We start from the raw sequence: 22,843 nt of genomic DNA, 5'->3' as shown, positions 1-22,843 counted from the left end.
GTCCATTTCGGCACGTCGCATTGTGGGACAATTGCGTTGCGGCGTAATAATATTATGTCTAAACGCAACACACGGAAACGAATCAAAAGAAAGAAGGAACATAAATGCGATTCGACGACATCGACGTACGGATTCTCGGCCTGCTGCAGGATAATGGCCGGATGACCAATGTCGAACTAGCCGAACGCGTTGGGCTGACCGCCCCGCCCTGCTTGCGGCGCGTGCGCGCGCTGGAGCAGCAGGGGGCGATCACCGGCTATCACGCCGCGCTCGATCCGGCTGCGCTCGGCTACAACCTCACCGTATTCGCGATGGTCAGCCTGAAGAGCCAGGCGGAAGCGGATCTGCGCGCCTTCGAGCAGATGGTCGCCGACATTCCCGAAGTCCGCGAGTGCCACATGCTCAATGGCGAGATCGACTTCATCCTGAAGATCGTCGCGCCCGACCTGCAAAGCTTCCAGCACATCCTGACGACGCGCCTGACGCCGGCGCCGAATGTCGAGCATGTGAAGACCTCGCTCACCATCCGCACCTCCAAGGCATTGCCGGGCGTCCCGGTCGCCTGATCCTTACGAGCGGGAGAAACGAAAAGGGGCGGCCCGAAAGCCGCCCCTTTCTTTTTCAGGCTCGAAGCCGCGCTCAGCTGAGCGGCGGCGTGTCCAGCGAGACCTGCCAGAGCAGCGCGACGTTGACGAACGGGCCGGTCTTCACCGCCTGGAACGCCGTCTTCGCCTCGTCCTTGCGGCCCAGGCGCTGCAGCGCGATGCCGCGATGCAGGTTGATCTCATTGGCATCGCCGCCCTTGGCGAGCGCCGCGTCATAGAGCTTGAGCGCGTTCTCATTGTCACCGGCGGCCAGCAGTGCGTCGGCATTGCCCACGCCGCCCTGCGAAGCCAGCGTGGCGAGCGACGGGCTGCTCTTCACGCCGGCCTGGGCCGCCGTGAAGGTACGGTTGCCGTCCGGATCGGTCGTGGGCAGCTTGCCGTTCTTGCGGCCCTCTTCGATCACCGAGATCGCTTCCCAGGGCAGACCCGAGGACTGGGCGGCATAGGCGTAGTCGGCATAGTCGCCGCGATCGGCCAGCGAGTTGGTGATCCGGCGGAGGCGATAAAGATCGATGCGCTCGATCTTCCCGGCGCGGTCGGCACCCTTGGCGCCCTGACCGAGAACCTCGATCGCCCAGCGCCAGTTCTTCACCGTCGGATAGTCCTTCAGGTAATAGGCCAGCCAGTCATAGGAGGTCTCGCGGTTGCCGGTGGCGATCGCCTTCGGGATGGCGAACTGATACCAGGCTTCCGGCGCCTTCTGGCCGGTGGCCTTGGCGGCTTCGATCGCATTGCGCGCTTCGGCCGCGGCTTCGACGTTCTTGCCGGTGGCGGCATAGGCGTTCGCCATCATCAGCGGGATGTCGAGGTTCTTCTCGCCGAGCTCGCGGGCCTTGGCCATGTAGGTGATGACCTCGGCGTGCTTCTTCTGCGACGCAGCCGCCTTGCCGAGCAGGAAGTTCAGGCGTGCGTTATAGGCATTCTTCGCATCCGGCGCGGTGCGCGGGTTGACCGAGAGAATCTGGAGCGCCGGGATCTGGGCATTCTCGTTGCCGCGCGACAGCTCGAGCTGGAGACGCAGCCAGGCCGCATAATATTTCTCGTCGTCATTCTTGGCCGCGGCTTCCGCGGTGACGATCGACGGCTCGGCGGTGGCCCAGTCCTTGGCCTTGACCGCGGCCTCGGCGACGGCGGCCGGCTTGCGGAACTCGTCGCTTACCTTGAGCGCGTTGGGATCTGCCTTCTTGTCGTCCTTCTTCTGCGCGGCGGCGGGTGCCACGGTAAGCGCAGTGGTGCCCAGCGACAGGACGGCGGCCAGCGCGAGCTTGGAAGCGAAGTTCATGCGAAACTCTCCATAGACGGGGAATGAGCGGGGGCTTTCGGCGCACCTCTAGTTGCCCCTCACGCGCCGTTCAAGCCGATCGCGGAAGCCGATGCCTGTTCCGCGATGAACGCGCATTTAACAGAGCGGCTCCCGTCCCGCTCGTAAGGAAGTGTTTCAGCAGCCCGTCGCTGGCGTTAACCACCTTGTCGCATACATTTTGGTTGATGTGCGTTAACCCTGTGCATAAGTTTGTGGACAGTTCAGGTAAATCGTTGCGTTGAAGGGGCAAAAACATGGGGTCGCTGTTTCGCGGATGTGCGCTTTGCGAGGTTGATGCGGATGGAAATCTGCTGCTGACCGAAAGCACGGCCCAGGCCCTGGGCCTGCCCGCCACCGACGAACCCCTGGTTCTTTCCGCCCATGAGCGCGACCAATGTCTTGTCGGCTATGCCCGTGCCGACCTGCAGGAAATCCGCACGCGCTCGGGGGTGGATGCGCAGGCGACGGACGCCGGCATGCGCCGCGTGCTGGGAATGGTCGAGATGGAGCCGCGCAATGCGCGCGGGCTCACCCTTCCCGCCGGCATGCGCCAGCACGGCCGCATTGAAAGCGTCGCGCTTGTCGTTGGCGCCGGGGATCGGTTCGAAATCTGGAATCCGCAGCTTGCCGCCGCCCAGAACGGCGTCAGCACCGGCGCCTACGAATTCCCGGCGGTGACCTACCGCCATCCGCCGCGCGGCGGCTCCCGCCGCTTCCGTCCGGCCCGCTTCTGATGCGTTCGCTGCGCTGCCGCCTGCTCGAGCACGCGGCGATGCCGGGCCGTCTTCGGGAAGGCGGAAACGAATTCGCGATGTGCATGCGCTGCGGCAAGGACCTGTGGCGCGAGATCGGCGCCGAGACATGGCGCGAAGTTCCTGCCGGCGAGGCAGTCGACTGGCGCCGCCGCGACCTGGGGTACAGCGCCTCGGCCGTAGCAGCGCGCATGGCAACGCCTCCCGCACCGCGCCGGCACACGCCGCGTAACCCCGCGCCCGCGCAAACGCGCGGCCAGCGTCGCGCCCGGCCGCATCGCAGCGCGTTGCTCGAGCTCACCGGTCGCTTCGTGCTGGACAGCATCTTCGAGCGCCTGCACCGCCCGGCCAGGCCCGCGGCGTCGCAGTCGGTGCAGCTGCCCGCTAGAGCAGCTTCTCGATCTCGGGACCGATCGCGTCGGGGCTAGTCGTCGGCGCGAACCGCTCGACCGGATTGCCGTTCCGGTCGACCAGGAACTTGGTGAAGTTCCACTTGATCCCCTTCGAGCCGAGCACGCCCGGCGCCGCCTTTTTCAGCGCCTCGAACAGCGGCGCGGCATCGGCGCCGTTGACGTCGATCTTGGCGTAGACCGGGAAGGTCACGTCATAGGTCAGCGAGCAGAAGTTCGCGATCTCCGCGGCATCGCCCGGCTCCTGCGCCCCGAACTGGTTGCACGGGAAGGCGAGGACCGAAAAGCCGCGATCCTTGTATTTGCGGTGCAACGCCTCGAGCCCGGCATATTGCGGGGTGAAGCCGCATTTCGAGGCGGTGTTGACGATGAGCAGCACCTCGCCGGCATGATCGGCGAGCGTGGCCTGCTCGCCGCCGGCCCTGGTCACGGGAATATCGGTGATCGCAGTCATGCACCCTCTCCTTCGTACCGCGCCATCAGCAGCTCGATATTGCGGCGGACCCCGGGCCACTCCTGCGCGAGGATCGAATAGACCACGCTGTCGCGCATGTGCCCGTTCAGGATCAGATGGCCGCGCAGCACCCCGTCGAAGCGCGCCCCGAGCCGCTCGATCGCGCGACGCGAGGCGTGGTTGAGGAAATCGGTGCGGATCTGGACGCAGTGGACGTCCAGCGCCTCGAAGGCGTGGCGGAGCAGCATGTACTTCGCCTCGGTGTTGAGCCCGGTACGCTGGACGCGCGGCGCATAGAGCGTGCCGCCGATCTCGACGCGGCGGTGCGCCTTGCTCATCCGCAGGAACCGGGTGACGCCCGAGATCCGTCCGCCCGCGTCCAGCACGGTAAAGGGCAGGCCACGCCCGGCCGCCACGTCGTTCTCGATCCGGTCCATCCAGGCATCGATGTTCGCATCATCGGGCACGGTGGTGTGGAAGAGCCGGCGGAGTCCTTCAAAGGCATTCAGCAGATCGGCGCGATCCGCGCGCGTCATGGGCCGAAGCGTGACGTGGCGGCCCGATAGCGTCGGGACATCACGCCACGGGTTCACGCGAGGTGCCCTTCGTGCAGCCGCACCACCCGGTCCATCCGCGCCGCGAGCCGCTCGTTATGGGTGGCGATCAGCGCGGCCGAGCCCTGGGTACGGACCAGCCCGAGGAACTCCGCGAGCACCTTGTCGGAGGTCAGCTCGTCCAGATTGCCGGTCGGCTCGTCCGCCAGCACCAGCGCCGGCTTGTTGGCGAGCGCACGGGCGACGGCGACACGCTGCTGCTCGCCGCCCGAAAGCTGGCTCGGCCGGTGCGTCAGACGGTGGCCGAGGCCGAGCGCGGTAAGCAGTTCCTCCGCGCGCTTGTCGGCATCGGCGCGCAGCGCGCCATGGATCATCTGCGGCAGCACGACATTCTCGAACGCGTTGAAGTCGGGCAGCAGGTGGTGGAACTGGTAGACGAAGCCCAGATGATCGCGGCGCACCGCGGTGCGGCCCGGGCTGTCGAGCTGCGCGGCTTCCTTGCCGGCGATGCGGATGGAGCCTTGGAACCCACCCTCGAGCAGGCCGACCGCCTGGAGCAGCGTCGATTTGCCCGAGCCGGACGGGCCGAGCAGCGCGATGATCTCGCCCGGCTGCACGTCGAGATCGACGCCGCGGAGCACTTCGATCGTCTCGCCGCCCTGGCTGAAGCTGCGCTTGAGGCCACGCGTCTGGAGAACAGCCTCACTCATAGCGCAGCACCTGGACCGGATCGGTATTGGCGGCCTTCCAAGCCGGATAGAGCGTGGCCAGGAAGCAGAAGATCAACGCCATCGCGCAGATGCCGATCGTCTGGAACGGGTCGGTCTTGGCCGGCAGTTCGGTGAGGAAGCGCATCTGCGGATCCCAGATATTCTGGCCGGTGACCAGCCCGATGAACTTCACCACCCCCTCGCGGAAGGTGATGAACAGGAAGCCGAGCACGCCGCCCGCCGCCACGCCAAGCGCACCGATCGCGGTGCCCACGGTGACGAAGATGCGCATCAGCCCGCCCCGCGTCGCGCCCATGGTGCGCAGCACGGCGATGTCGCGCGTCTTGGCGCGCACCAGCATGATCAGCGACGAGACGATGTTGAACGCGGCGACCACCAGGATGATCGAGAGGATGGTGAAGGAGACGGTGCGGTCCACCGCCAGCGCCTCGAACAGCTCGGAGTTCATCATCCGCCAGTCGGTGATCTGTCCGACGCTGCTCACCTTGTCGCTGAGCGGCTGAAGGATCTGCGACACGCGGTCCGGATCGGTCGTCTCCAGTTCGATCATCGAGACTCCGTCGCCGAGCAGCAGCAGGGTCTGCGCATCCTCGATCGGCATCACCGCGAAGACCTTGTCATAATCGTAGACGCCGACTTCGAAGACCGCGGCGACCTTGTACTTCACGATGCGCGGCATGGTGCCGAAGGGGGTGGCGGCACCGGCGGGATTGAGGATCGAGATCTCGCTGCCCACGGTCGCGCCGAGCGATTCCGCCAGCCGCGACCCGATCGCCACCTGCTCGCCGCCGGGCTTCAGGCTCTTGAGCGAGCCGATGATCTCCTTGCCCTTCAGCGTGGGGTTGCCGAGGATGTCCTCCATCAGCATGCCGCGCAGTTGGATGAACTCGGCGCGGCCATTATAGGTGGCGAACAGCGGCTGCTCGATCAGCGGCGTCGCGCTGGTGATGCCCGGCGTCTTGCGCGCCTCCTCCAGCACGCTGCGCCAGTCGCGCAGCTGGCCGCCATAGCCCTGGATCACGGCATGGCCGTTGAGCCCGGTGATCTTGTCGAACAGCTCGGCGCGGAAGCCGTTCATCACGCTCATCACCACGATCAGCGCGGCGACGCCGAGCATGACGGCGACAAGGCTGAACCCGGCGACGACGGCGATGAACGCCTCGCTCCGCCCCGGCAGGAGATAGCGGCGGGCGATCATCCGCTCGTAACGTGAAATTAGCAGCATGCGGGTCTTGGCACTCACCCAGAAATCAGCTCGGCACCTGATCTAGGGCAGATGACCGCGAATTCCTACTGCCAACCTTTATGTTGCCGATTCAACACAGGGTGACACCAAACTGCGTCTACCCCTTGTAATGCCAGTGACAAACCGGGTCCGTGCGCCTAGCAAAACTCTCGTCGAAGCGCAGGCGAAAGGCCGTGGTTCGGGGAGGCTCCAAGCCCCGCTCGTAGGCAAGTACGAGTGTGCGGGCTGGGCCTGACAAAGGGGGCTGACGAGCATTCGTCACGCAGGCGCCCGGATCGGAAACGGTCCGGGCGTTTGCCGTTTCAGGCTTCCGGAATTCCGCTTTTCAGCGCAGCCCCGAGAGTGGGCGATACTCGGCCTGTTCCTGCGTCGAGGGCAGGCTCATCAGGTGCGTCACCACGCCCGGATGCAGCGGTGCCGCGAAGCGCAGTCCCGCCGCCTCGCGATTGCTCCACACCACCGTCGCGTTCAGTGCCTTGAACCCGGACAGCCGAAGCACCGTCTCCATGCCCGGCGGAAGCAGGAAGCCGGTCTCGATCCGGCAGCCCGCCCGCGAGATCTCGACCAGCCTGACATTCTGGAAGCACAGGCGCGATTCCTTCACGCTCGCCGCCAGCGATACCGGCCAGCGCATCGCCTCGCGCCGGTCCACACCCTGGGTAATCTTCAATCCTCTACGATCGCCACGCATTCCCCAACCCCAACGCTAATCCCCTACCCCACCAAAATCGGCTTGCCGCAGCGCAACCCGTTCACCCGAACGTCCGCCTGCCCGACATTCACTCCGAGCAGCCCCGTCAGATCCGAAAGCACCGAATCGAGCGGCGCAGCGACGCCCTGCAGCACCGAGCCGACAGTCGACGTCACCAGGGAAAGATTGATCCCCAGCCCCAAGGCATTGGCCTGGAGGTCCATGTTGCGGATCAGCGACGCCGCCACGCCCTGGCTCAGATCGTTGGTCGACACCGTGTGCGCCTTGCCCGCTGCGATCTCCTGCGCGGTGAAGGTGGCGCGCTGCGCCCCGGCCCCGCCAAGCCCGATATTCGACTGGCCGGTCACCTCGGCGAGGAGCGCGACCTTCACCAGCGTCGTTCGCTTCGGCGTGATCGCGGCGTTGAAATTCCCCAGCGCAGCCGTGTCGACATCGCCGATCGCCACCTGCCCGGCGGCGGTGGTCACATCGAGGCTCACCGTGGCCGTCGACGGCGTCGGGCAGGAAATACTGCGGAGCGAGGCCTCGGCATTGGCCAGCTCGACGAACAGCGGCAGATGGATCGAGGCCAGGCCGAGCAGTCCCGAACCGCCGACCTTGGCATCGACATAGAGCCGCGTCTGCGCGGTGCGCACCTTGACGCTGCGGTCCTTGGCAACGGCAAGCCAGGGCGATTGCGCCGGCCGCTCGCCGATCGCCAGCGTCACCTTGGTCGCAGCGACGCCAGGCACCCCCGCCGCCAGATCCAGATCGACCTGACGCTTGCCGGTGGCGATCTGCAGCATCTCGCGCACCAGGGCATAGGAGTCCGCCTTGATCGGTCGCGACGGATCGGTGCTGCTCTCGCCCGCCAGCGGCCCCAGATCGATCAACCTGGAAAGCTGAACCGTGACCGGCGGCACCCGCATGGCCATGGCGCGCAACGCCGATTGCGCGCTCGAACTCCCCGTCGCCGCCGCCATTGCGTTCAGCGCCTTGGGAAGGGTGATGTTGCTCGCGAGCGTCTCGCCAAAGGTGAGACCCTGGAGGTTGGCCTGGGTGCGCAGCGCGTCGGCAAAGGCGAGGACGTCGAGATCGGCATTCACCAGTCCCTGCGCATCCATCACGTTGAGGTTCAGCTCGGTTCCTGCCAGCCCGGAGAGCAGTTGCCCCGGCAGCCCGCCACTCACCGACGCCAGGCGCGAACCGATCGAGAAGGAGGCAAGATCCACCCGCGCCGCCATCGCGGTCACGGAGACACGTGCCGTCGGCCGCCCGGTAAGGAACCGCCCGAAGAACAACGGCACGTCCCGCCCCATGATCAGCCGCACGGCGTTGCCGTCGCTGCCCGAGGCGACGAAGCGCGCGGAATGGGCCACCGAACTGTCCGGCGAATAGCTGCCCCGCTCGAGCTTCTCGATGCTCGCGTCGTCGGCGCCGTTCGCCGTCATCGCAGTGCGGGCCGCGGCATCCGCCGCCTGGCTGTTCGCCGCGCTGAGCGCCGCCGCATCCGCCACGCCCTGCAGCCGCCTCTTCTCCAGATAGAGCGAGCCCGTATCGACTGCGAATGCCGCCGACCCCGCCAGCATCACGAACCCGCCGGCGAAGAGCATTGTGATATTGCCGCGGCGATCGGCATTGAGGGCACGGAAGAGGGACGGAAGTACCATCGCGCGCCTCATGGAGCCGAAATCACCACCGTCGCGCTGCGCTCGATCACCTTGCTCGGCAGGGGCACCAGCTTGATCGAAAGCAGCGGATCGCTCGACGCGTCGTAGGAGAGGCGCACCGTCAGCGTATGACCGTCATCATCGACGAGCGTGTTCATATGCTCGGGCTTGAGCGTGCCGGTCTTGCGCACATTGGCGTCCAGCGCGGTGCGGGCCAGTGCGGCGCGCTCGGTCGGGTCGAGCCCGCCGACCGCGGCTCGCGCCGCTTCGTTCGCCGCCTGCTGCACGCTGTTGGCGCAGAGGAACCACCCGCCGTAGGTGACGATGCCACAGATCAGCATCAGCAGAATGGGGAGCGAGAAGGCCATCTCGATCGCAGCCGCACCGCGCCTGTCTCGCCACAGCCGGGGACCGGCGAGACGCACCCTGAAGGGCGACAGGAGAAGACGCGGATACATGTGCGTTTCTTCGCACAGGATAGCTTCCAAAATGCTCCCATCTGCGAAAGTAGGATTTCCGTATTTTCAGTAAACTTTGCCCGCCGCGATTCCGACAGAGGAGTCTCATGCAGCGGCGATCCTTTTGATTTTTATATCCATTCCCGATCAACGCCAACTTGATTTACGTTAATCGCATGATATCCTTCATGTCTTGATCAATTTGGATAATTTGCAAAATTCTCGTGGTTCACTTCAGGGTCGCAAACAACAATTTATGATGCCCGAAAGCAACCAGGGGGTTACAATTATGCAGCGCCCATCAGCACAAACCGTTTCATCGGCTGAACTTACGCGCAATTTTGCATATTGGCAGGATCGCGCCGCGCACGGCCCTGTGACGATCACCTATCACGGACGCCCACGCTATGTGCTGCTGGCAGCCGAGAGCTGGGATGCGGAACATACGGGGGATCGGGACAGCAGCCACCGCGAGCTCGAATACCAGTTTCTGGTCGAGCATATGGACGGCGGGCTGCTCGTCATCGACCCGGAGCTCAAGATCACCGACGTCTCGAGCGCGGCGGCACTGATCCTGGGTCAGCGACAGAGCGCGCTGGTCGGCTCGCCGATTACGGAGGCATTGCCCTCCTCCACCCACGCCACCGTGCTTTCCAGCCTGCGCCACGTATTGCGCAGCGGCGAGCAGGCGCAGTTCGACCTGACGCTCGATGAAGAGAACGGCACCCGGCTGCGGGTCCGCGCGGTTCCGTGGGTGGAAGGCATCGCGCTTCTTGTGCGCCTCAACTACGAGGGGGACGAAGAGGCACGCCTCGCCGAGCAGACCGCGCTCGAGAAGGCACGCGTCGCGCATGGACGGATCGAAGTGATCCGCCTCAGCGTGCGCGGCACGGTGTCGATGGCCGAAGCCGAGTTCGCCCGGCTGATCGGGCTGCCGCGCGAGCGCATCCTCGGGCTGCGCTTCGCCGACCTTATCGCGGTGCCCGACCGGCCCGCGGCGCGTGATGCCGTCGAGCAGGTGCTGAGCGGTCGCTCCGAAGCGGAGGCATTCGACGCGCGGCTATTGTGCGGCGGGGCGAAGGAGATCGGCGCGCGCATCTCGATCGCGCCGCTCGCCAGCGGCTATGCCGTAGGCGGTGCGATCGTGATCATCACGCTCGATCCGGGTGCGGAAACGGTTCAGTAGCAGGACGGGCGCTTCAGCGTCGCGGTGCGCGCTATCGAGCGCTTGAACGTCCCGATCACCTGGTTGGTCAGGCCGTCGGGTCGGGTAGCGACCGCGCTGAGCTTGCCGCAGGACAGGGTCACGCCCGCCCAGGTGACCGCCCAGCCGATGCGCGGGCTGGCGACATCGCCGCCGGCGAGCGTGACATTGCCATGGATCTCGGCCGGCGCGCCACCGTCGTTCTGGACGCGCGCGGCGTCGTTGAGGCGGGCGGCCCAGCCACCGTCCCCGCCCTCGCCCGGCTGGAGTTGAACCCTGGCAGCAGCGACGGAGCGCGATCTGGCCGCAGCCACGTCCTGATCGTCCGGCAGCCGTACTTCGACTGGACGCTGGCGCACGATTGAGGAAACCACATCGCTGACCTGCTTCACCCCGGTGACGTCGCCGCGGACCGCGACGCCGAGCAGCACGGCGATCACGCCGAGCACCAACACCGCGCGGACGGCGTTGGGGATGGTCAATCGCGAGAGAACCACCACGGAGATGCAGAGCGACGCGATCAGGGCGATCTTGGCATAGCCCCCCGTCGCGAAGGCCGGCGAGCTTACCCAGATCAGCCCGCCGACGATCTGGCAGGCAGAGACCAGCGCCGCGAGCAGGCCCGCACTGCTGAAGCTCGGCATGGATCTCGACGACACGCGCATCATCTTCCCACTATAGGCGATAACTATAGCGGGCGTCGGTTAAGACCTTCTCAAATCATCCGGAATGAACTTGCAATAAGAAGGGAGGCGGTGCGGGCGCCGCCTCCCTTCCCCAACCTCCCCCGGCCATGGCAGGAGGTCAGTCTCGTCAAGATCAGAAGGTCTTGCTGACCGTCAGACCATAGGTTCTCGGGTCTCCGGGCTGGCCGACGATCAGGCCGGTACTGCCCGACTGGACCGAGAGCAGCTCGAAATACTGCTTGTCGAAGACGTTGCGGACCCAGCCATAGATGTTGAAGTCGGCACGCTTCCAGCCGAGCCGGACGTTCGACAGCGAATAGGCGTCGATCCAGGTATAGGCGGACTGCGACGGGTTGGACGAGAATTTCGAGCGCCAGCTGCCGTCATAGCCGAGATAGACATCGCCATCGCCCACCGGCTGGCGGACCTCGCCGCCCCAGCTGAGCGACCATTTGGAGATGCCCGGCAGCACCTGGCCCGAGATGTCGCAATAGGGCCGGCTGTTGCCGCCCGGGGTGCCCGGTGCCGAGGGCGTGCCGCTGAGATTGCCGTTCGCGTCGACGCTCAGCGCCGTGCCGCCGGAGAGCTCGGGCGGGCAAGGCGCGTTCTTGAAGTCGACGTACTTCGCGTCGGTATAGGCGCCGTTGAAGTAGAAATTCGCCTGGCGGCTCGGGCGGAACGACGCGTCCCATTCGAACCCGCGCGAGCGGACCTTGCCGGCATTGGCGAGATAGCCGCGGATCACGTTGATCGCGTTGTTGTTCACCGTCGCCTGATAGTCGGTGATCTCGGTCCAGAAGCCGGCCGCGTTGAAGGTCAGGCGGCGATCGAGGAACTGGGTCTTGAGGCCGATCTCGAAGTGATTGACCTTTTCCGGCTTCACCGTCTGGGTGCTGAGATCGACGCCGGTATTGGTCGAGTTCAGCGGCAGGCCCGACAGGTTGATGCCGCCCGACTTGAAGCTGCGCGCATAGGTTGCGTAGGCGTGGATATCGGGGGTGAAGTCGTACGACACGGTGATGTCGCCCGAGACGTTCCAGTCGCTGAACCGCGGGCTGTAGCGCTGCGGCGCCAGCGTGTTGGTCTGGTTGAGGAAGGTCGTGCGGGCCGCCGCGCTGGTCGCCGTGGCCGCTGCGAGCAGCGAGGCGACATTGTCGGCCGATGCCGTGAAGTTGAACTGCGAATTGTGGATGCTGACGACCGAATCGTAATAGCCCGACTTCTTGTCGTAGTTCAGCCGCAGGCCCGGCGCGATGTGGAAGCCGTCGACCGGCTCCCAGTTGAGCTTGCCGAACAGCGCAAAGCTGGTGTTGTCGAAATTGATCGTGTTGGTCGAGGTCAGGCCGTTCAGCACGTTCGGGTTCGACGCATCGGCGCCCGAGAGCAGCCAGCGGCTCGCCGCCGCGCCCTGCACCTGCGATCCCTGGGTGTCGATCGTCTGGTGGAAGAAGAAGGCGCCGAGCGTATAGTCGAGCCGGCCGTCGCCGTTCGAGCTGAGGCGCAGTTCCTGGCTGAACTGCTTCTGCTGCGACGGGTTCTGCGACACGGTGGTGATCGGCAAGCCGATGAAATCGCGGTCGTTCTTCGGCTGCCAGTCCCAATAGCGCCAGGCGGTGACCGAGGTCAGCGTCGCCGGGCCGAGGTTCCAGTTTGCGACCAGCGAGGCGCCGCCGATCTCCTGGCGCGAGTTGATCGCGGCATCGAGATCGGTCTTGCGGTCGAACGGATCGGTGCTCGGCGGCGCATAGCCGAGCGCCGTCGCCAGCGCGGCGTACTGGCGGGTGAGCGGGCGCTGGGTGGCGCCGACCCGCGCATAATATTGCACGCAGCACAGCGGGTTCTGGAGGTTCCAGTCGCCGGCGAAGGTGAGGTCGATATCGTCGTTCACCTTCCACAGGAGCTGGCCGCGGAAGCTGCTGGTGCGCTGCTTGTGCAGGTCCTCGCCGGTGCGGACATTCTCGATCGTGCCCTCGCGGCTGGTCAGCGCGCTGGAGATGCGCAGCGCCACCTTGTCGCTGAGCGGGCCCGAGACCGAGGCCTTGGCCGTGATCTGGTCGTAGCTGCCGATGCCGAACTCGATCTTCGCCTCGGGCGTGAAGCTGGGCGCGCGGGTGGTGATGTTGATCGCGCCGGCGGTGGTGTTCTTGCCGTAGAGCGTGCCCTGCGGCCCGCGCAGCACCTCGACCCGCTCGACATCGACGAAGTCGAAGGTCGAGGCGCCGATGCGGCCGATATAGACCTGGTCGAGATAGAAGCCGACGCCCTGCTCGATGCCGTCGTTGGTGAGGCCGAACGGCGCGCCCAAGCCACGGATATTGATGGCGGAATTGCGCGGGTTGCTCGAATAGAACTGCACCGCCGGCAGCGCGGTCTGGAGCCGGTTGAGGTTGGTGTTGCCGCTGTTCTCGATCGTCGAGCCGCCGATCACCGAGATGGCGATCGGCACGTCCTGCGCCCGTTCCTCGCGGCGGCGGGCGGTGACGACGATCTCGCCGCTGCCGCTCTGCTGCTGGGCCGGCTTGGCCTGCTGATCGTCGGTGGAGGTCGAGGCAACCGGATCGTCACGCAGGGCCCCGGCGGGTGCCGGCGCGGTACTGGCTAGAAGTAGCAGCGAAAGCGAAGCAAGGCTCATCATCATCCCCTTTGGCCGTGTTGCGCTTAATCTCCACTCAATTGATGGATATTAGCGAGCAAGGAGATGTTTAGCCATGCCTAGCGCTGGTTGATCGCCGCTTCCGGCCCCCGCTTCGACGCATCTTGAAAGCCGCAATCTCCAACACGATCTGAGTCAAGCGGCGCCGTGAAGGGCCGCGAAAACCGCGGCGTCGCGGACCTCCGGGCGCCGGTTAAGTTGATCAATTCGCTCAAGAATAGAGGTCTTGATATGCGCCAGTTCGATTTCACTCCCTTCCGCCGCTCGACCATCGGGTTCGACCGGCTGTTCGACCTGCTCGAGGCCAGCGCCCGAGCCCAGGCTTCCGAGAATTATCCCCCGTTCAACCTCGAGCGCGTCGCCGAGGACCGCTACCGGATCACGATCGCCGTCGCCGGCTTCAAGGCCGACGAGATCGACATCACCGCGCAGCAGAACCTGCTGCTCGTGGCCGGCAAGAAGCGCGAGGAGAACGAGAACAACCAGGGCGCGTACCTGCACCTGGGCATCGCCACCCGCAGCTTCGAGCGCCGCTTCGAGCTGGCCGACTTCGTCCGCGTCGAGAGCGCCGACCTTGCCGACGGCCTGCTCGTGATCGAGCTGGTCCGCGAGGTGCCCGAGGCGATGAAGCCCAAGAAGATCGCGGTGAACGGCACGCAGCCGACCCCGATCGTGCATCGCGAGGCCGACGCGGCCTGACCCGACCCACCACGGCTCGCGACGTCTTCCTCCCTTTGGACGTCGCAGCGGGGGGCGCCTGGACTTCGGTTCGGGCGCCCTTTGTGTTTGCGCGCGATTCGCACGCGAGCGGACGCATCGGACGCGGAAGTTGGCGGCGTTTACGCCCGTCCCTCTCCTTGCGCGGCGTTTCCGTTCCGCTCCGGGGAGAGCGGAAGGGCGCGCGAGCGGACACCCGCGGACACGGAAGTTCGCGCTTCGCTTTTCTGCACCGGTTCAAAGAGCGGCCTTGCGGCAGTTGCTTGGAACATTAGCAGAACATTGGATTGTAGGACAGCCCCACCTACGCGAGAGAGGGCCCAGCAGCAGCGGAAGACCGCCGCCGATAAGGCGCGCCCCTCCGTCATCCCGACGAAAGTCGGGATCTCAGGCGATGGCGCGGGACAAGAGCCGCACGAGATCCCGGCTTCCGCCGGGATGACGGTTAGGGGCGGCGGGAGACGGCTTTGGGCGCCGGGTGACGGCTATTTGGCGTGGGAGATGAGGGACGCCGCCCCGCCTCAGCGTGCCGGGCCGATCAGCCAGGGCTTCACATAGCCGGTGGGCTTGGCCTTGCCGTCGAGGCGCTCGACGCGGAGGATCTGGACGGGCTTGAGGATCATCTGGTCGCGCATCGCGTCGCGGCCGCCACCGGTCGGCATGGCGAGCATGCGCTTCACCACGTCCATCCCCGAGATCACCTTGCCGAACGCCGCGAAACCCTTGAACGGGCCGCGCGCGTCGAGCCCGGGATTGGGGCCGACCATGATCGAGAAGTTGCAATTGGCGCCGTCCGGGTTCGGCCCGTGCGCCATCGAGATCGTGCCGTCGAGGTGGTGGATGCCGGTCTGCGCGGTCGATTCGAGCGGCACGGAGGGCAGCATGCGCCGCGCATCGGTGCCGATGCCGCCCTGGACGAAGCCCTGGCTCGGGTTCCCCTTGCGGCGGGCGGAGCGGTAGAATTGCGTGCCCTCGAGCCGGCCGTCATCGACATAGGCCATGAAGTTGGCGACCGTCTTCGGCGCCCGCTTCGCATCGAGCGCGACGGTGATGTTGCCCGCCGAGGTGACGATCCGGACGCGGACCGTTGCAGGCTCCTGCGGCGGCGCGGCGGCGGTGAGGAAGAGGGCGAGGACGGCAAGCAGGGTACGCATGGCGTTCCCGCTAGTCGATGCGGGTGGGGAAAGGGAAGGCTTGGATTCGCGCGACGACGCGACGACGCGACGGAAGAAGTAGAAGAGATTGTTCGCGCGGAGACGCGGAGGCGCGGAGGAGCGCCGTGGAGCCGTCTGCCACTCCAAATCGTCATCCCGGCGAAAGCCGGGATCTCGTGCGGCTCCTGTCCCGCCTTCCGCGCCATCGCCTGAGATCCCGGCTTTCGCCGGGATGACGGACGTGGGGTGGGCTGACAATTGTGACGGGATGACGATTGTGGAGGGGTGCCAACTTAGGCGGCCGAATAGTCCATCCGCTTCAGGTCCTCGATCAGGCCTGGGCCGACCGGTTCCCAGCCGAGGCGGGCGCGGGTTTTCGCGCTCGATGCCAGCATGTCGAGGCCCATGAAGATGTTGAGCCAGCCGAAATGCTGCCCCGCCTCCTCCGAGGTGAGCGAGCGGACGGGAATGTTGAGACCGGCGCCGACGACCTCCGCGATCTCCCGCGCGGCGATGCCCTCCTCCGCCACCGCGTTGTAGCGGGCGCCCTTCTCGCCCCGGTCGAGCGCGAGGACGTAGAGCCGGGCGACGTCAAGGACATGCGCGGCGGGCCAGCGGTTGGCGCCCTCGCTGACATAGGCGGCCAGGCCCTTTTCGCGGGCATTGGCGATATAGGGGGTGATCAGGCCCTGCTTCGCCGTGTCGTGGACCTGGGGCAGCCGGACGACGCGGACGTCGACGCCCGCCTCGAGCAACGCCTGGCCGGTCTGCTCGGAGATCATGCGGGGATTGGGATGCTCGCGGGCGAAGACGTCCTCGTCGGCGGGCTGGCCGGGGACGGCATTGCCCATGCCGGTGCCCGAGGTGATCAGCAGCGGGCGGCCCGTGCCCTTGAGCGCCTCGCCCATCGCGGCGATCACCCGGCCGTCCTTCTCGCAATTGGCGACGAAGTTCGAGAAGTCGTGATCGAAGGCAGTGTGAATGACCGCGTCCGCGGCGTCCGCTCCGGCGCGCAGCGACTCGAGGTCCTCGAGCGTGCCGCGATGCGCCTCGGCACCCTGGGCGGCGAGCGCGGCGGCGCCGGCATCGGAGCGAGTGAGGCCGAGCACCTGATGGCCTGCCGCCAGCAGCTCGGGGACGATGCGCGAGCCGATGAAGCCGGTGGCGCCGGTGAGGAAGACACGCATGAGGGATACTCCGTTCATTGTTCGGAGCGCTTGTGGGCCCTGCCCGTTTCCTGTTAAAGTAGTGATCTTATCCTAGTATAAAGACTGACAGGCTATGCCCCAGGACAGTGCTACCCCGCTCGGCAAGTTCCTGCGCGACCGGCGCACAAGGCTCGATCCGGCCAGTTTTGGCTTCGGAAGCGGGCGGCGGCGCACGCCGGGCCTGCGGCGCGAGGAAGTGGCGCAGCGATCGAACATCAGCCCGACCTGGTATACCTGGCTGGAACAGGGCCGCGGCGGCGCGCCCTCGGCCGATGTGCTCGACCGGATCGCCTCGGGGCTGATGCTGACCGAGCCCGAGCGCGAGCACATGTACATGCTCGCCTTCGGGCATCCGCCGGAAGCCAGGTATCGCGGGGCCGAGGGGATCACGCCGCGCTTACAGCGGGTCCTGGATGCGATGCCGGTGCCGGCGATGATCCGTACCGCGACCTGGGACGTGGTCGCCTGGAACGCCGCGGCGGCGGTGGCGCTCACCGATTATGGCGCGGTGCCGGTGGAACAGCGCAACATCCTGCGGCGGATGTTCTCCGATTCGCGGCTGCAGGCGGCGCAGGAGGACTGGCTGAGCGTGGCGCGCTATGTCGTCGCCTCGTTCCGGGCCGACGTGACGCGGGCGGGCGCATCGCAGGAGATCAGCGCGCTGGTCGAGGAATTGTCGCGGACCAGCGCCGAGTTCGACGCGCTGTGGCGGGACAATGACGTGGCCGGGCAGCAGGGCGACGGGGTGAAAAGGCTGCGGCATCCCGAGCTGGGCACGATCGAGCTGGAATTCTCGACCTTTGCGGTGGAGGGCCGGCCGGAGCTCAACATGATGATCTACAATCCGGTGGCGCCCGAGGTGGCGGCGCGGATCCGGGAGATGGCGGCAGGGAGATAGCACCCCTTCCCCGTCACCCCGGCCTTGTGCCGGGGTCCACCAAGCCTCCTGGATTGAAGCTGGAACCTCTTGTCCACGGCTCGCCTCCCGGTGGACCCCGGCACAAGGCCGGGGTGACGAAGAGAAGGAAACCCGCCTTCGCCTTTTCTACAGCAGATACACCACGACATAGCGCGCCACGAGGGCGAGCATCACCACCCTTGCCCACAGCTCGCCGCGGACGAACAGCGCCGCGCCCATCAGCAGCGCGAGGACCGCGGTGAGGCCGAGCGCCAGCGGGCGGATCAGGTGCGGCGCGATCGCGGGGATGCTGGCGTAGAAGGCGAGCTGGCAGAGCAGCAGGCCGAACATCACGCCGATGACAACGCGGCGGACGCGGAAGAAATGCGCGTCGAAGTCCGGCTGCTCCTCGATGTCGCGGGGGAAGACGAGATGCGCGGCGAGATAATAGGCGGCGGCGAAGACGGTGATCGCCATCAGCAGCTTGCCCGAGACATGGACGACGTCGCGCACCACCCAGGCGGCCTGCCAGAAGGACAGCAGGTCGAGCATCACGAAGGCGCCGAGCAGCGGGGTCAGCCAGCCGATGCGGATCGCGGAACCGGGACGCAGCCGCGCCTCGATCGCTTTCGCCAGCCCGCCCAGCACTTCGGCGAGCGAGAGGCCGAGCAGCAGGCCGAACAGCGAAAAGATGAATTCGAAATCCGACATGTATGGCCCCCTTTTGAGAGGCTGTAGCGTGTCGGGTTCGGGCGGGGCAAATATTGTTCGCGCAACGACGCGACGCAGAAGAATTTGCTCACGCGAAGGCGCGGAGGCGCGAAGAGGAAGATTTGTTCGCGCAGGGGCAGAGAGCGCAGAGATGTCGCGCGCTTGGCCGGCACTCTCCCCAATCGTTATCCCGGCGAAAGCCGGGATCTCGGGCCGTATCGCGGGGAAGGAGCCGCATGAGATCCCGGCTTTCGCCGGGATGACGGCTGTGTGGGGGCCTATGGCGCCCGGATCACGGCTTTGGTTGCGCGAGACTTCTCTGCGTCCTCTGCGCCTCTGCGCGAACAAAAAAAGCCGGGCGCCAGGCCCGGCTCTTTCGTTGTCCGCTGGAAGTAGCTCAGACCAGCCGGCTCTGCCGCACCGCCGCTTCGATGAAGCTGGCGAACAGGGGGTGCGGCTCGAAGGGCTTGGACTTGAGTTCCGGGTGGAACTGCACGCCGACGAACCAGGGATGGTCCGGCCGCTCGACGATCTCGGGGAGCGAGCCGTCGGGGGACATGCCCGAGAAGACGAGGCCGCCCTGCTCGAGCACCGGCTTGTAGGCGGTGTTGACTTCGTAGCGGTGGCGGTGGCGCTCGCTGATCTCGTCGGCGCCGTAGATCGAGGATACGACCGAGTTGCCGCCGAGCTTCGCGGTATAGGCGCCGAGGCGCATCGTGCCGCCCATGTCGCCGCCTTCCTCGCGCTTCTGCAGGCCCTCGCTGGTCATCCATTCGGTGATCATGCCGACAACCGGCTCCTCGGTCGGGCCGAATTCGGTTGTCGAGGCATTGGCGATGCCGCCGGCGCGGACGCCTTCGATGCAGGCCATCTGCATGCCCAGACAGATGCCGAAGAACGGCACATTGCGCTCGCGGGCGAACTTGACGCCGGCGATCTTGCCCTCGCTGCCGCGCTCGCCAAAGCCGCCGGGGACGAGGATGCCGTGCAGCGGCTCGAGCTGCGCGGTGATCTCGCCCTCGTCGCCATGCTCGAACAGCTCGGCGTCGAGCCAGCGGATGTTGACCTTCACCCGGTTGGCGATGCCGCCATGGGTGAGCGCCTCGGTGAGCGACTTATAGGCGTCGGGCACGCCCATATACTTGCCGACCACGCCGATCGTGACTTCGCCCTCGGGATTGAGGACGCGGTCCTCGATCTCTTCCCAGCGGGTGAGGTCGGGCGAGCCGGTGACGTCGATGCCGAAGGCCTTGAGCACTTCGACGTCGAGACCCTCGGCATGATATTGGAGCGGCACGCCGTAGATGGTCTTCGCGTCGAGCGCGGGGATCACCGACGAGGCGGGCACGTTGCAGAACAGCGCGATCTTGGCGCGGTCGCTCGCCGGCAGCGGCTTCTCGCTGCGGCAGACGATGACATCGGCATGGACGCCGAGCGAGGCGAGCTCGCGGACGCTGTGCTGGGTCGGCTTGGTCTTCAGCTCGCCGGCGGCGGCGATGTACGGCACCAGCGTCAGGTGGACGCTGACCGAGTTGCCGCGGCCGAGGTCGTTGCGCAGCTGGCGAATCGCCTCGACGAAGGGCAGCGACTCGATGTCGCCGACGGTGCCGCCGATCTCGCACAGGACGAAATCGAGATCCTCGGTGTCGGCCTGGGCGAACGCCTTGATCGCGTCGGTCACGTGCGGGATCACCTGGACGGTGGCGCCGAGATAGTCGCCGCGGCGCTCGCGCTCGATGATCGTCTTGTAGATCCGGCCCGAGGTGATGTTGTCCGACTGGCGCGAGGCGACGCCGGTGAAGCGCTCGTAATGGCCCAGGTCGAGATCGGTCTCGGCGCCGTCGTCGGTCACATAGACCTCACCATGCTGGTGGGGCGACATCGTGCCGGGATCGACGTTGAGATAGGGATCGAACTTGCGGATGCGGACCCGATAGCCACGGGCCTGGAGCAAAGCCGCGAGGCTCGCTGCCATGAGACCCTTGCCAAGCGAGGAGACCACGCCGCCGGTGATGAAGATATACCGCGCCATGGGAGAAAACGCCTAACGTGAATGGACGCGCGCCGGAAGCGTGCGAATCACGCAACCGGGCACAAATTTATGTGGACAGCCCCGGACCAGGCCGGGACCGGCGGATTTACTGGGCCAGCGGGACCGAGCTGTTGCCCTGCGCGGCCGGAGCCGCCGGGGCAGTCGCGTTGCCCGGCGCGAACGGCGCCGCGCCGCCCGGAGGGGCGGTGGTCGGCAGTGCCTGGGGCGCCGCGGCCGGGGTCGAGCGCTGCAGCGAGGCGTCGATCGTCGCGCCGTGGCGATTCGCCGCCAGGAAGGCGAGCAGGATCGACATGGCGATGAACGCGGTAGCGAGGATCGCGGTGGTGCGGGTCAGGAAGTCCGCCGCGCTGCGCGCCGACATCAGGCCCGACGGGCTGCCGCTCGAGGTGAGGCCGCCGCCCTCCGACTTCTGCAGGAGAATCACGCCGACGAGACCCGCGGCGATGAAGGCCTGGACGATGAGCAGGAAGGTGAACATGAAATGCGCGGACCTCTTGAAGAAAGGCGGCACATAGGGGACCCGTCCGCTTCGATCAACCTGTTCGAACGCGCCTGACGGCGCGTTGCGGCACCAGCCCGCTCCCCCGCCCGGCCACCCAACGGCAGTATTTTATGGGTGGCCGGGCGGGGGAGCGGGCCGGTGCCGCCCCGGAAATGCGCGCTTCAGCGCATTTCCGACAACGGCCCATCTCAGATGCTCAACAAAGCTGTAACATTTCGCATCCGGACTGAAACCGGATCGGTTCACGCGCGTTATGAGCTTTGGCCCTGGCGTATCGGGGGCGTAACAACAGAGTAGATGCCGTGAACGCAATGACCGACAGCTCGCTTTCTTCGTGGAAGAACACGCTGATCGACTATGTGCGATCGGGAGAACCGGACCTGACCAACCGGCAGATGGCCTTGCTGATGCTCGTCTATCTGGAACCTGGCCCCCATACCGTACGCGGCCTGGCCCGGGCTTTGAACGTATCGAAGCCCGTCGTCACGCGTGCCTTGAATAGACTGGGCACGCTCGGCTATCTGCGCCGCCAGCGCGACGACACCGACAAGCGGAACATCTTCGTCGCCAAGACCGCGGAAGGGGCAGAGTTTCTTGCAGAATTCGGGCATTTCCTCACTGGGGGGCACATCGCCGAACCAGTCGCCCGCAGGGCCAGCGCGTAAGCGTTTCGCGCTGAAGGGCCGTTCGGTTCCCATCGATCCCAGGGTCGATGCGGTTCGTCGTGACCTGGCAGACGTACGTCTGGCGGATCGCGTGTTCGCACCCCATTATGCGGCGCCTATGCTCCGCATGATCTCCTCGTCCGTGCCCCTGCGCGCCGGCTCCAAATCCGATTCGGAAACGCTCGCCCAGCTTGCGGGCGGCGACTCGTTCGAAGTGCTCGAGCTGGCCGGCGACCATGCCTGGGGCGTCGCGCCCGGACAGAAGCTGGTCGGCTATGTCCCCGCCTCGATCCTGGAGCGCCCCGCGGCATGACGATTCGCGTGTTCATCGACGGCGCCGTCGGCACCACCGGGCTGGAGATCCGCGAGCGGCTGGATGGCCGCGACGGGATCGAGCAGATCATCCTGGACGACAAGGACCGCAAGGACCCGGCCAAGCGCGAGGACGCGCTCAATTCGGCGGACTTCGTGATCCTGTGCCTGCCCGACGACGCCGCGCGCGAGGCGGTCGACATGATCAAGGCGGCCAAGGTCCGCGTGATCGACGCCTCGACCGCGCACCGCGTCGCCGATGGCTGGACCTATGGCTTTCCCGAGCTGGAGCCCGGCCAGGCGGCGCAGATCGCCGAGGCGACGCGCGTCTCCAACCCCGGCTGCTACCCGACCGGTTTCCTGGCACTCGTCCGCCCGCTGATCCGTGCCGGGCTGGTGCCGCACGACCATCCGCTGAGCGTCAACGCGGTCTCGGGCTATTCGGGCGGCGGCAAGAGCATGATCGCCGAGTTCGAGGACCAGGGCGCGGCCGGCTATACCGAGACGGCGTTCCGCAACTATGGGCTCAGCCTCGCGCACAAGCATGTGCCCGAGATGACCAAGCACGCTCGCATCGTGCACCCGCCGATCTTCCAGCCCGCCGTGGTGCGGACCTATCGCGGCATGCTGGTCGAGGTGCCCCTGCCCCTCCACGCCTTTACCCGCCGGCCCTCGCTCGAGGCGATCGAGAACGCGCTGCGCGAGGCGTACAAGGATTCGCCGCTGGTCCGCGTGCTGCCGGGCGACGTGGCGACGGTGAGCATCGAGGAAGATGCGGGCACCGACCGGCTTTCCCTGCGGGTCTTCGGCAATGCCGAGACCGGCCAGGCGCGGCTGGTGGCGACGCTCGACAATCTCGGCAAGGGCGCTGCCGGCGCTGCGGTGCAGAACCTCAACATCATGGCGGGGTTCGACCAGACCGCGGGGCTGGTGCTGTAGGGGCCGGTTCGGTTCTGGGTTTTGAGGAGGCCGGGCCCTTGGGTCCGGCCTTTTTTGTTCGCGCGACGACGCAACGGCGCGACGAAGAAGAGTTTGTTCGCGCAGAGGCGCGGAGGACGCAGAGGAATCGCGTGCTCAGTCCGTGCCTCAAACCGTCATCCCGGCGAAAGCCGGGATCTCAGGCGACGGCGCGGGAAGGAGCCGCACGAGATCCCGGCTTTCGCCGGGATGACGGCTATGGGGCAAGGCGCCTAGGAGTCCTTGGGA

General features: G+C 66.4%; 23 protein-coding genes. 8 read left to right on the top strand and 15 right to left on the bottom strand.

Translation table 11 applies throughout. The features are described from left to right. Positions 1–104 precede the first annotated feature (104 nt). Positions 105–566 (top strand): Lrp/AsnC family transcriptional regulator, encoded by a 462-nt coding sequence (locus tag J2W22_RS14235; protein WP_307118898.1) that lies wholly within the window; start codon positions 105–107, stop codon positions 564–566. Between the two features lie 73 nt (positions 567–639). Here the strand turns inward: J2W22_RS14235 and J2W22_RS14230 are convergent, their stop codons facing one another. Next, positions 640–1,887, bottom strand: coding sequence for a tetratricopeptide repeat protein (locus tag J2W22_RS14230; protein ID WP_307118897.1), 1,248 nt, complete (start codon positions 1,885–1,887; stop codon positions 640–642). Between the two features lie 275 nt (positions 1,888–2,162). Between J2W22_RS14230 and J2W22_RS14225 the strand changes: the two genes are divergently transcribed. Next, entirely contained in the window at positions 2,163–2,642 is a 480-nt protein-coding gene (locus J2W22_RS14225; protein WP_307118896.1) for a hypothetical protein, read from the top strand. 402 nt (positions 2,643–3,044) lie between these two features. Here J2W22_RS14225 and J2W22_RS14220 read toward each other — a convergent pair whose 3' ends face one another. The 7 genes from J2W22_RS14220 to J2W22_RS14190 all read right to left on the bottom strand — a co-directional run bounded on the left by J2W22_RS14220 (position 3,045) and on the right by J2W22_RS14190 (position 8,874). Further along, positions 3,045–3,524 (bottom strand): glutathione peroxidase, encoded by a 480-nt coding sequence (locus J2W22_RS14220; RefSeq protein WP_307118895.1) that lies wholly within the window; start codon positions 3,522–3,524, stop codon positions 3,045–3,047. Continuing rightward, positions 3,521–4,117, bottom strand: a complete 597-nt coding sequence (locus J2W22_RS14215; RefSeq protein ID WP_307118894.1) for a GNAT family N-acetyltransferase — start codon at positions 4,115–4,117, stop codon at positions 3,521–3,523. Before J2W22_RS14215 ends, J2W22_RS14220 begins: the two co-directional genes overlap by 4 nt. After that, a complete protein-coding gene (locus J2W22_RS14210; RefSeq protein WP_307118893.1) occupies positions 4,114–4,788 on the bottom strand; it encodes an ABC transporter ATP-binding protein in 675 nt (224 codons plus the stop codon). Before J2W22_RS14210 ends, J2W22_RS14215 begins: the two co-directional genes overlap by 4 nt. Next, the gene (locus J2W22_RS14205; protein WP_307119589.1) at positions 4,781–6,031 is read right to left on the bottom strand and encodes a lipoprotein-releasing ABC transporter permease subunit; all 1,251 of its coding nucleotides are present in this window, start codon (positions 6,029–6,031) and stop codon (positions 4,781–4,783) included. The genes J2W22_RS14210 and J2W22_RS14205 overlap by 8 nt, the downstream gene beginning before the upstream one ends. A gap of 349 nt (positions 6,032–6,380) precedes the next feature. Further along, positions 6,381–6,746, bottom strand: coding sequence for a PilZ domain-containing protein (locus J2W22_RS14200; protein WP_307118892.1), 366 nt, complete (start codon positions 6,744–6,746; stop codon positions 6,381–6,383). Between the two features lie 23 nt (positions 6,747–6,769). Next, positions 6,770–8,416, bottom strand: a complete 1,647-nt coding sequence (locus tag J2W22_RS14195; protein WP_307118891.1) for a pilus assembly protein TadG-related protein — start codon at positions 8,414–8,416, stop codon at positions 6,770–6,772. Positions 8,417–8,424: 8 nt separating this feature from the next. Continuing rightward, a complete protein-coding gene (locus tag J2W22_RS14190; RefSeq protein WP_307118890.1) occupies positions 8,425–8,874 on the bottom strand; it encodes a TadE/TadG family type IV pilus assembly protein in 450 nt (149 codons plus the stop codon). Between the two features lie 376 nt (positions 8,875–9,250). On the opposite strand from J2W22_RS14190, the gene J2W22_RS14185 reads away from it, so the two are divergent. After that, positions 9,251–10,060 carry a PAS domain-containing protein gene (locus tag J2W22_RS14185; protein ID WP_307118889.1) on the top strand — a complete coding sequence of 270 codons (810 nt, stop codon included), beginning with the start codon at positions 9,251–9,253 and terminating at the stop codon, positions 10,058–10,060. Here the strand turns inward: J2W22_RS14185 and J2W22_RS14180 are convergent. After that, on the bottom strand, positions 10,054–10,737 hold the full coding sequence (locus tag J2W22_RS14180; protein WP_307118888.1) for a hypothetical protein: 684 nt from the start codon (positions 10,735–10,737) through the stop codon (positions 10,054–10,056). The genes J2W22_RS14185 and J2W22_RS14180 overlap by 7 nt on opposite strands. A gap of 160 nt (positions 10,738–10,897) precedes the next feature. After that, positions 10,898–13,396 carry a TonB-dependent receptor gene (locus J2W22_RS14175; protein WP_307118887.1) on the bottom strand — a complete coding sequence of 833 codons (2,499 nt, stop codon included), beginning with the start codon at positions 13,394–13,396 and terminating at the stop codon, positions 10,898–10,900. A gap of 252 nt (positions 13,397–13,648) precedes the next feature. Here J2W22_RS14175 and J2W22_RS14170 point away from each other — a divergent pair, with 252 nt between their 5' ends. After that, a complete protein-coding gene (locus J2W22_RS14170) occupies positions 13,649–14,116 on the top strand; it encodes an Hsp20 family protein (protein WP_307118886.1) in 468 nt (155 codons plus the stop codon). A gap of 539 nt (positions 14,117–14,655) precedes the next feature. On the opposite strand, the gene J2W22_RS14165 is transcribed toward J2W22_RS14170, so the two are convergent. Beyond that, a complete protein-coding gene (locus J2W22_RS14165; RefSeq protein WP_307118885.1) occupies positions 14,656–15,288 on the bottom strand; it encodes a peptidylprolyl isomerase in 633 nt (210 codons plus the stop codon). A 293-nt stretch (positions 15,289–15,581) separates the two neighbouring features. Next, positions 15,582–16,475, bottom strand: a complete 894-nt coding sequence (locus tag J2W22_RS14160; protein ID WP_307118884.1) for an SDR family oxidoreductase — start codon at positions 16,473–16,475, stop codon at positions 15,582–15,584. A 94-nt stretch (positions 16,476–16,569) separates the two neighbouring features. Here J2W22_RS14160 and J2W22_RS14155 point away from each other — a divergent pair, with 94 nt between their 5' ends. After that, positions 16,570–17,394, top strand: coding sequence for a helix-turn-helix transcriptional regulator (locus J2W22_RS14155; RefSeq protein WP_307118883.1), 825 nt, complete (start codon positions 16,570–16,572; stop codon positions 17,392–17,394). A gap of 147 nt (positions 17,395–17,541) precedes the next feature. Here J2W22_RS14155 and J2W22_RS14150 read toward each other — a convergent pair whose 3' ends face one another. The 3 genes from J2W22_RS14150 to secG form a co-directional block, all read right to left on the bottom strand. Beyond that, the gene (locus tag J2W22_RS14150; protein ID WP_307118882.1) at positions 17,542–18,105 is read right to left on the bottom strand and encodes a hypothetical protein; all 564 of its coding nucleotides are present in this window, start codon (positions 18,103–18,105) and stop codon (positions 17,542–17,544) included. A 397-nt stretch (positions 18,106–18,502) separates the two neighbouring features. Next, a complete protein-coding gene (locus J2W22_RS14145; RefSeq protein ID WP_307118881.1) occupies positions 18,503–20,137 on the bottom strand; it encodes a CTP synthase in 1,635 nt (544 codons plus the stop codon). A gap of 106 nt (positions 20,138–20,243) precedes the next feature. Continuing rightward, complete coding sequence (gene secG, locus J2W22_RS14140) at positions 20,244–20,636, bottom strand: preprotein translocase subunit SecG (protein WP_307118880.1); 393 nt, start codon at positions 20,634–20,636, stop codon at positions 20,244–20,246. Positions 20,637–20,971: 335 nt separating this feature from the next. Between secG and J2W22_RS14135 the strand changes: the two genes are divergently transcribed. The 3 genes from J2W22_RS14135 to argC all read left to right on the top strand — a co-directional run bounded on the left by J2W22_RS14135 (position 20,972) and on the right by argC (position 22,576). After that, positions 20,972–21,325: a MarR family transcriptional regulator gene (locus J2W22_RS14135; RefSeq protein ID WP_307118879.1), complete on the top strand. Its 354-nt coding sequence runs from the start codon at positions 20,972–20,974 to the stop codon at positions 21,323–21,325. A 91-nt stretch (positions 21,326–21,416) separates the two neighbouring features. Then, complete coding sequence (locus tag J2W22_RS14130) at positions 21,417–21,638, top strand: SH3 domain-containing protein (protein ID WP_307118878.1); 222 nt, start codon at positions 21,417–21,419, stop codon at positions 21,636–21,638. Further along, entirely contained in the window at positions 21,635–22,576 is a 942-nt protein-coding gene (argC, locus tag J2W22_RS14125) for an N-acetyl-gamma-glutamyl-phosphate reductase (protein ID WP_307118877.1), read from the top strand. Before J2W22_RS14130 ends, argC begins: the two co-directional genes overlap by 4 nt. The last annotated feature ends 267 nt before the right edge of the window (positions 22,577–22,843 follow it).

It is taken from the genome of Sphingomonas kyeonggiensis (genome assembly GCF_030812785.1).
GTDB lineage: Bacteria > Pseudomonadota > Alphaproteobacteria > Sphingomonadales > Sphingomonadaceae > Sphingomonas > Sphingomonas kyeonggiensis_B.
Note: the sequence above shows the minus strand (reverse complement) of the source record. Positions and strands in the feature narration are given on the sequence as shown.

Coding starts and splice junctions, on each gene's coding strand:
- J2W22_RS14235 (WP_307118898.1), top strand. CDS start 105: ATGCGATTCGACGACATCGACGTACGGATTCTCGGCCTGCTGCAGGAT.
- J2W22_RS14230 (WP_307118897.1), bottom strand. CDS start 1,887: ATGAACTTCGCTTCCAAGCTCGCGCTGGCCGCCGTCCTGTCGCTGGGC.
- J2W22_RS14225 (WP_307118896.1), top strand. CDS start 2,163: ATGGGGTCGCTGTTTCGCGGATGTGCGCTTTGCGAGGTTGATGCGGAT.
- J2W22_RS14220 (WP_307118895.1), bottom strand. CDS start 3,524: ATGACTGCGATCACCGATATTCCCGTGACCAGGGCCGGCGGCGAGCAG.
- J2W22_RS14210 (WP_307118893.1), bottom strand. CDS start 4,788: ATGAGTGAGGCTGTTCTCCAGACGCGTGGCCTCAAGCGCAGCTTCAGC.
- J2W22_RS14200 (WP_307118892.1), bottom strand. CDS start 6,746: ATGCGTGGCGATCGTAGAGGATTGAAGATTACCCAGGGTGTGGACCGG.
- J2W22_RS14195 (WP_307118891.1), bottom strand. CDS start 8,416: ATGGTACTTCCGTCCCTCTTCCGTGCCCTCAATGCCGATCGCCGCGGC.
- J2W22_RS14190 (WP_307118890.1), bottom strand. CDS start 8,874: ATGTATCCGCGTCTTCTCCTGTCGCCCTTCAGGGTGCGTCTCGCCGGT.
- J2W22_RS14175 (WP_307118887.1), bottom strand. CDS start 13,396: ATGAGCCTTGCTTCGCTTTCGCTGCTACTTCTAGCCAGTACCGCGCCG.
- J2W22_RS14170 (WP_307118886.1), top strand. CDS start 13,649: ATGCGCCAGTTCGATTTCACTCCCTTCCGCCGCTCGACCATCGGGTTC.
- J2W22_RS14165 (WP_307118885.1), bottom strand. CDS start 15,288: ATGCGTACCCTGCTTGCCGTCCTCGCCCTCTTCCTCACCGCCGCCGCG.
- J2W22_RS14160 (WP_307118884.1), bottom strand. CDS start 16,475: ATGCGTGTCTTCCTCACCGGCGCCACCGGCTTCATCGGCTCGCGCATC.
- J2W22_RS14155 (WP_307118883.1), top strand. CDS start 16,570: ATGCCCCAGGACAGTGCTACCCCGCTCGGCAAGTTCCTGCGCGACCGG.
- J2W22_RS14150 (WP_307118882.1), bottom strand. CDS start 18,105: ATGTCGGATTTCGAATTCATCTTTTCGCTGTTCGGCCTGCTGCTCGGC.
- J2W22_RS14145 (WP_307118881.1), bottom strand. CDS start 20,137: ATGGCGCGGTATATCTTCATCACCGGCGGCGTGGTCTCCTCGCTTGGC.
- secG (WP_307118880.1), bottom strand. CDS start 20,636: ATGTTCACCTTCCTGCTCATCGTCCAGGCCTTCATCGCCGCGGGTCTC.
- J2W22_RS14135 (WP_307118879.1), top strand. CDS start 20,972: ATGACCGACAGCTCGCTTTCTTCGTGGAAGAACACGCTGATCGACTAT.
- argC (WP_307118877.1), top strand. CDS start 21,635: ATGACGATTCGCGTGTTCATCGACGGCGCCGTCGGCACCACCGGGCTG.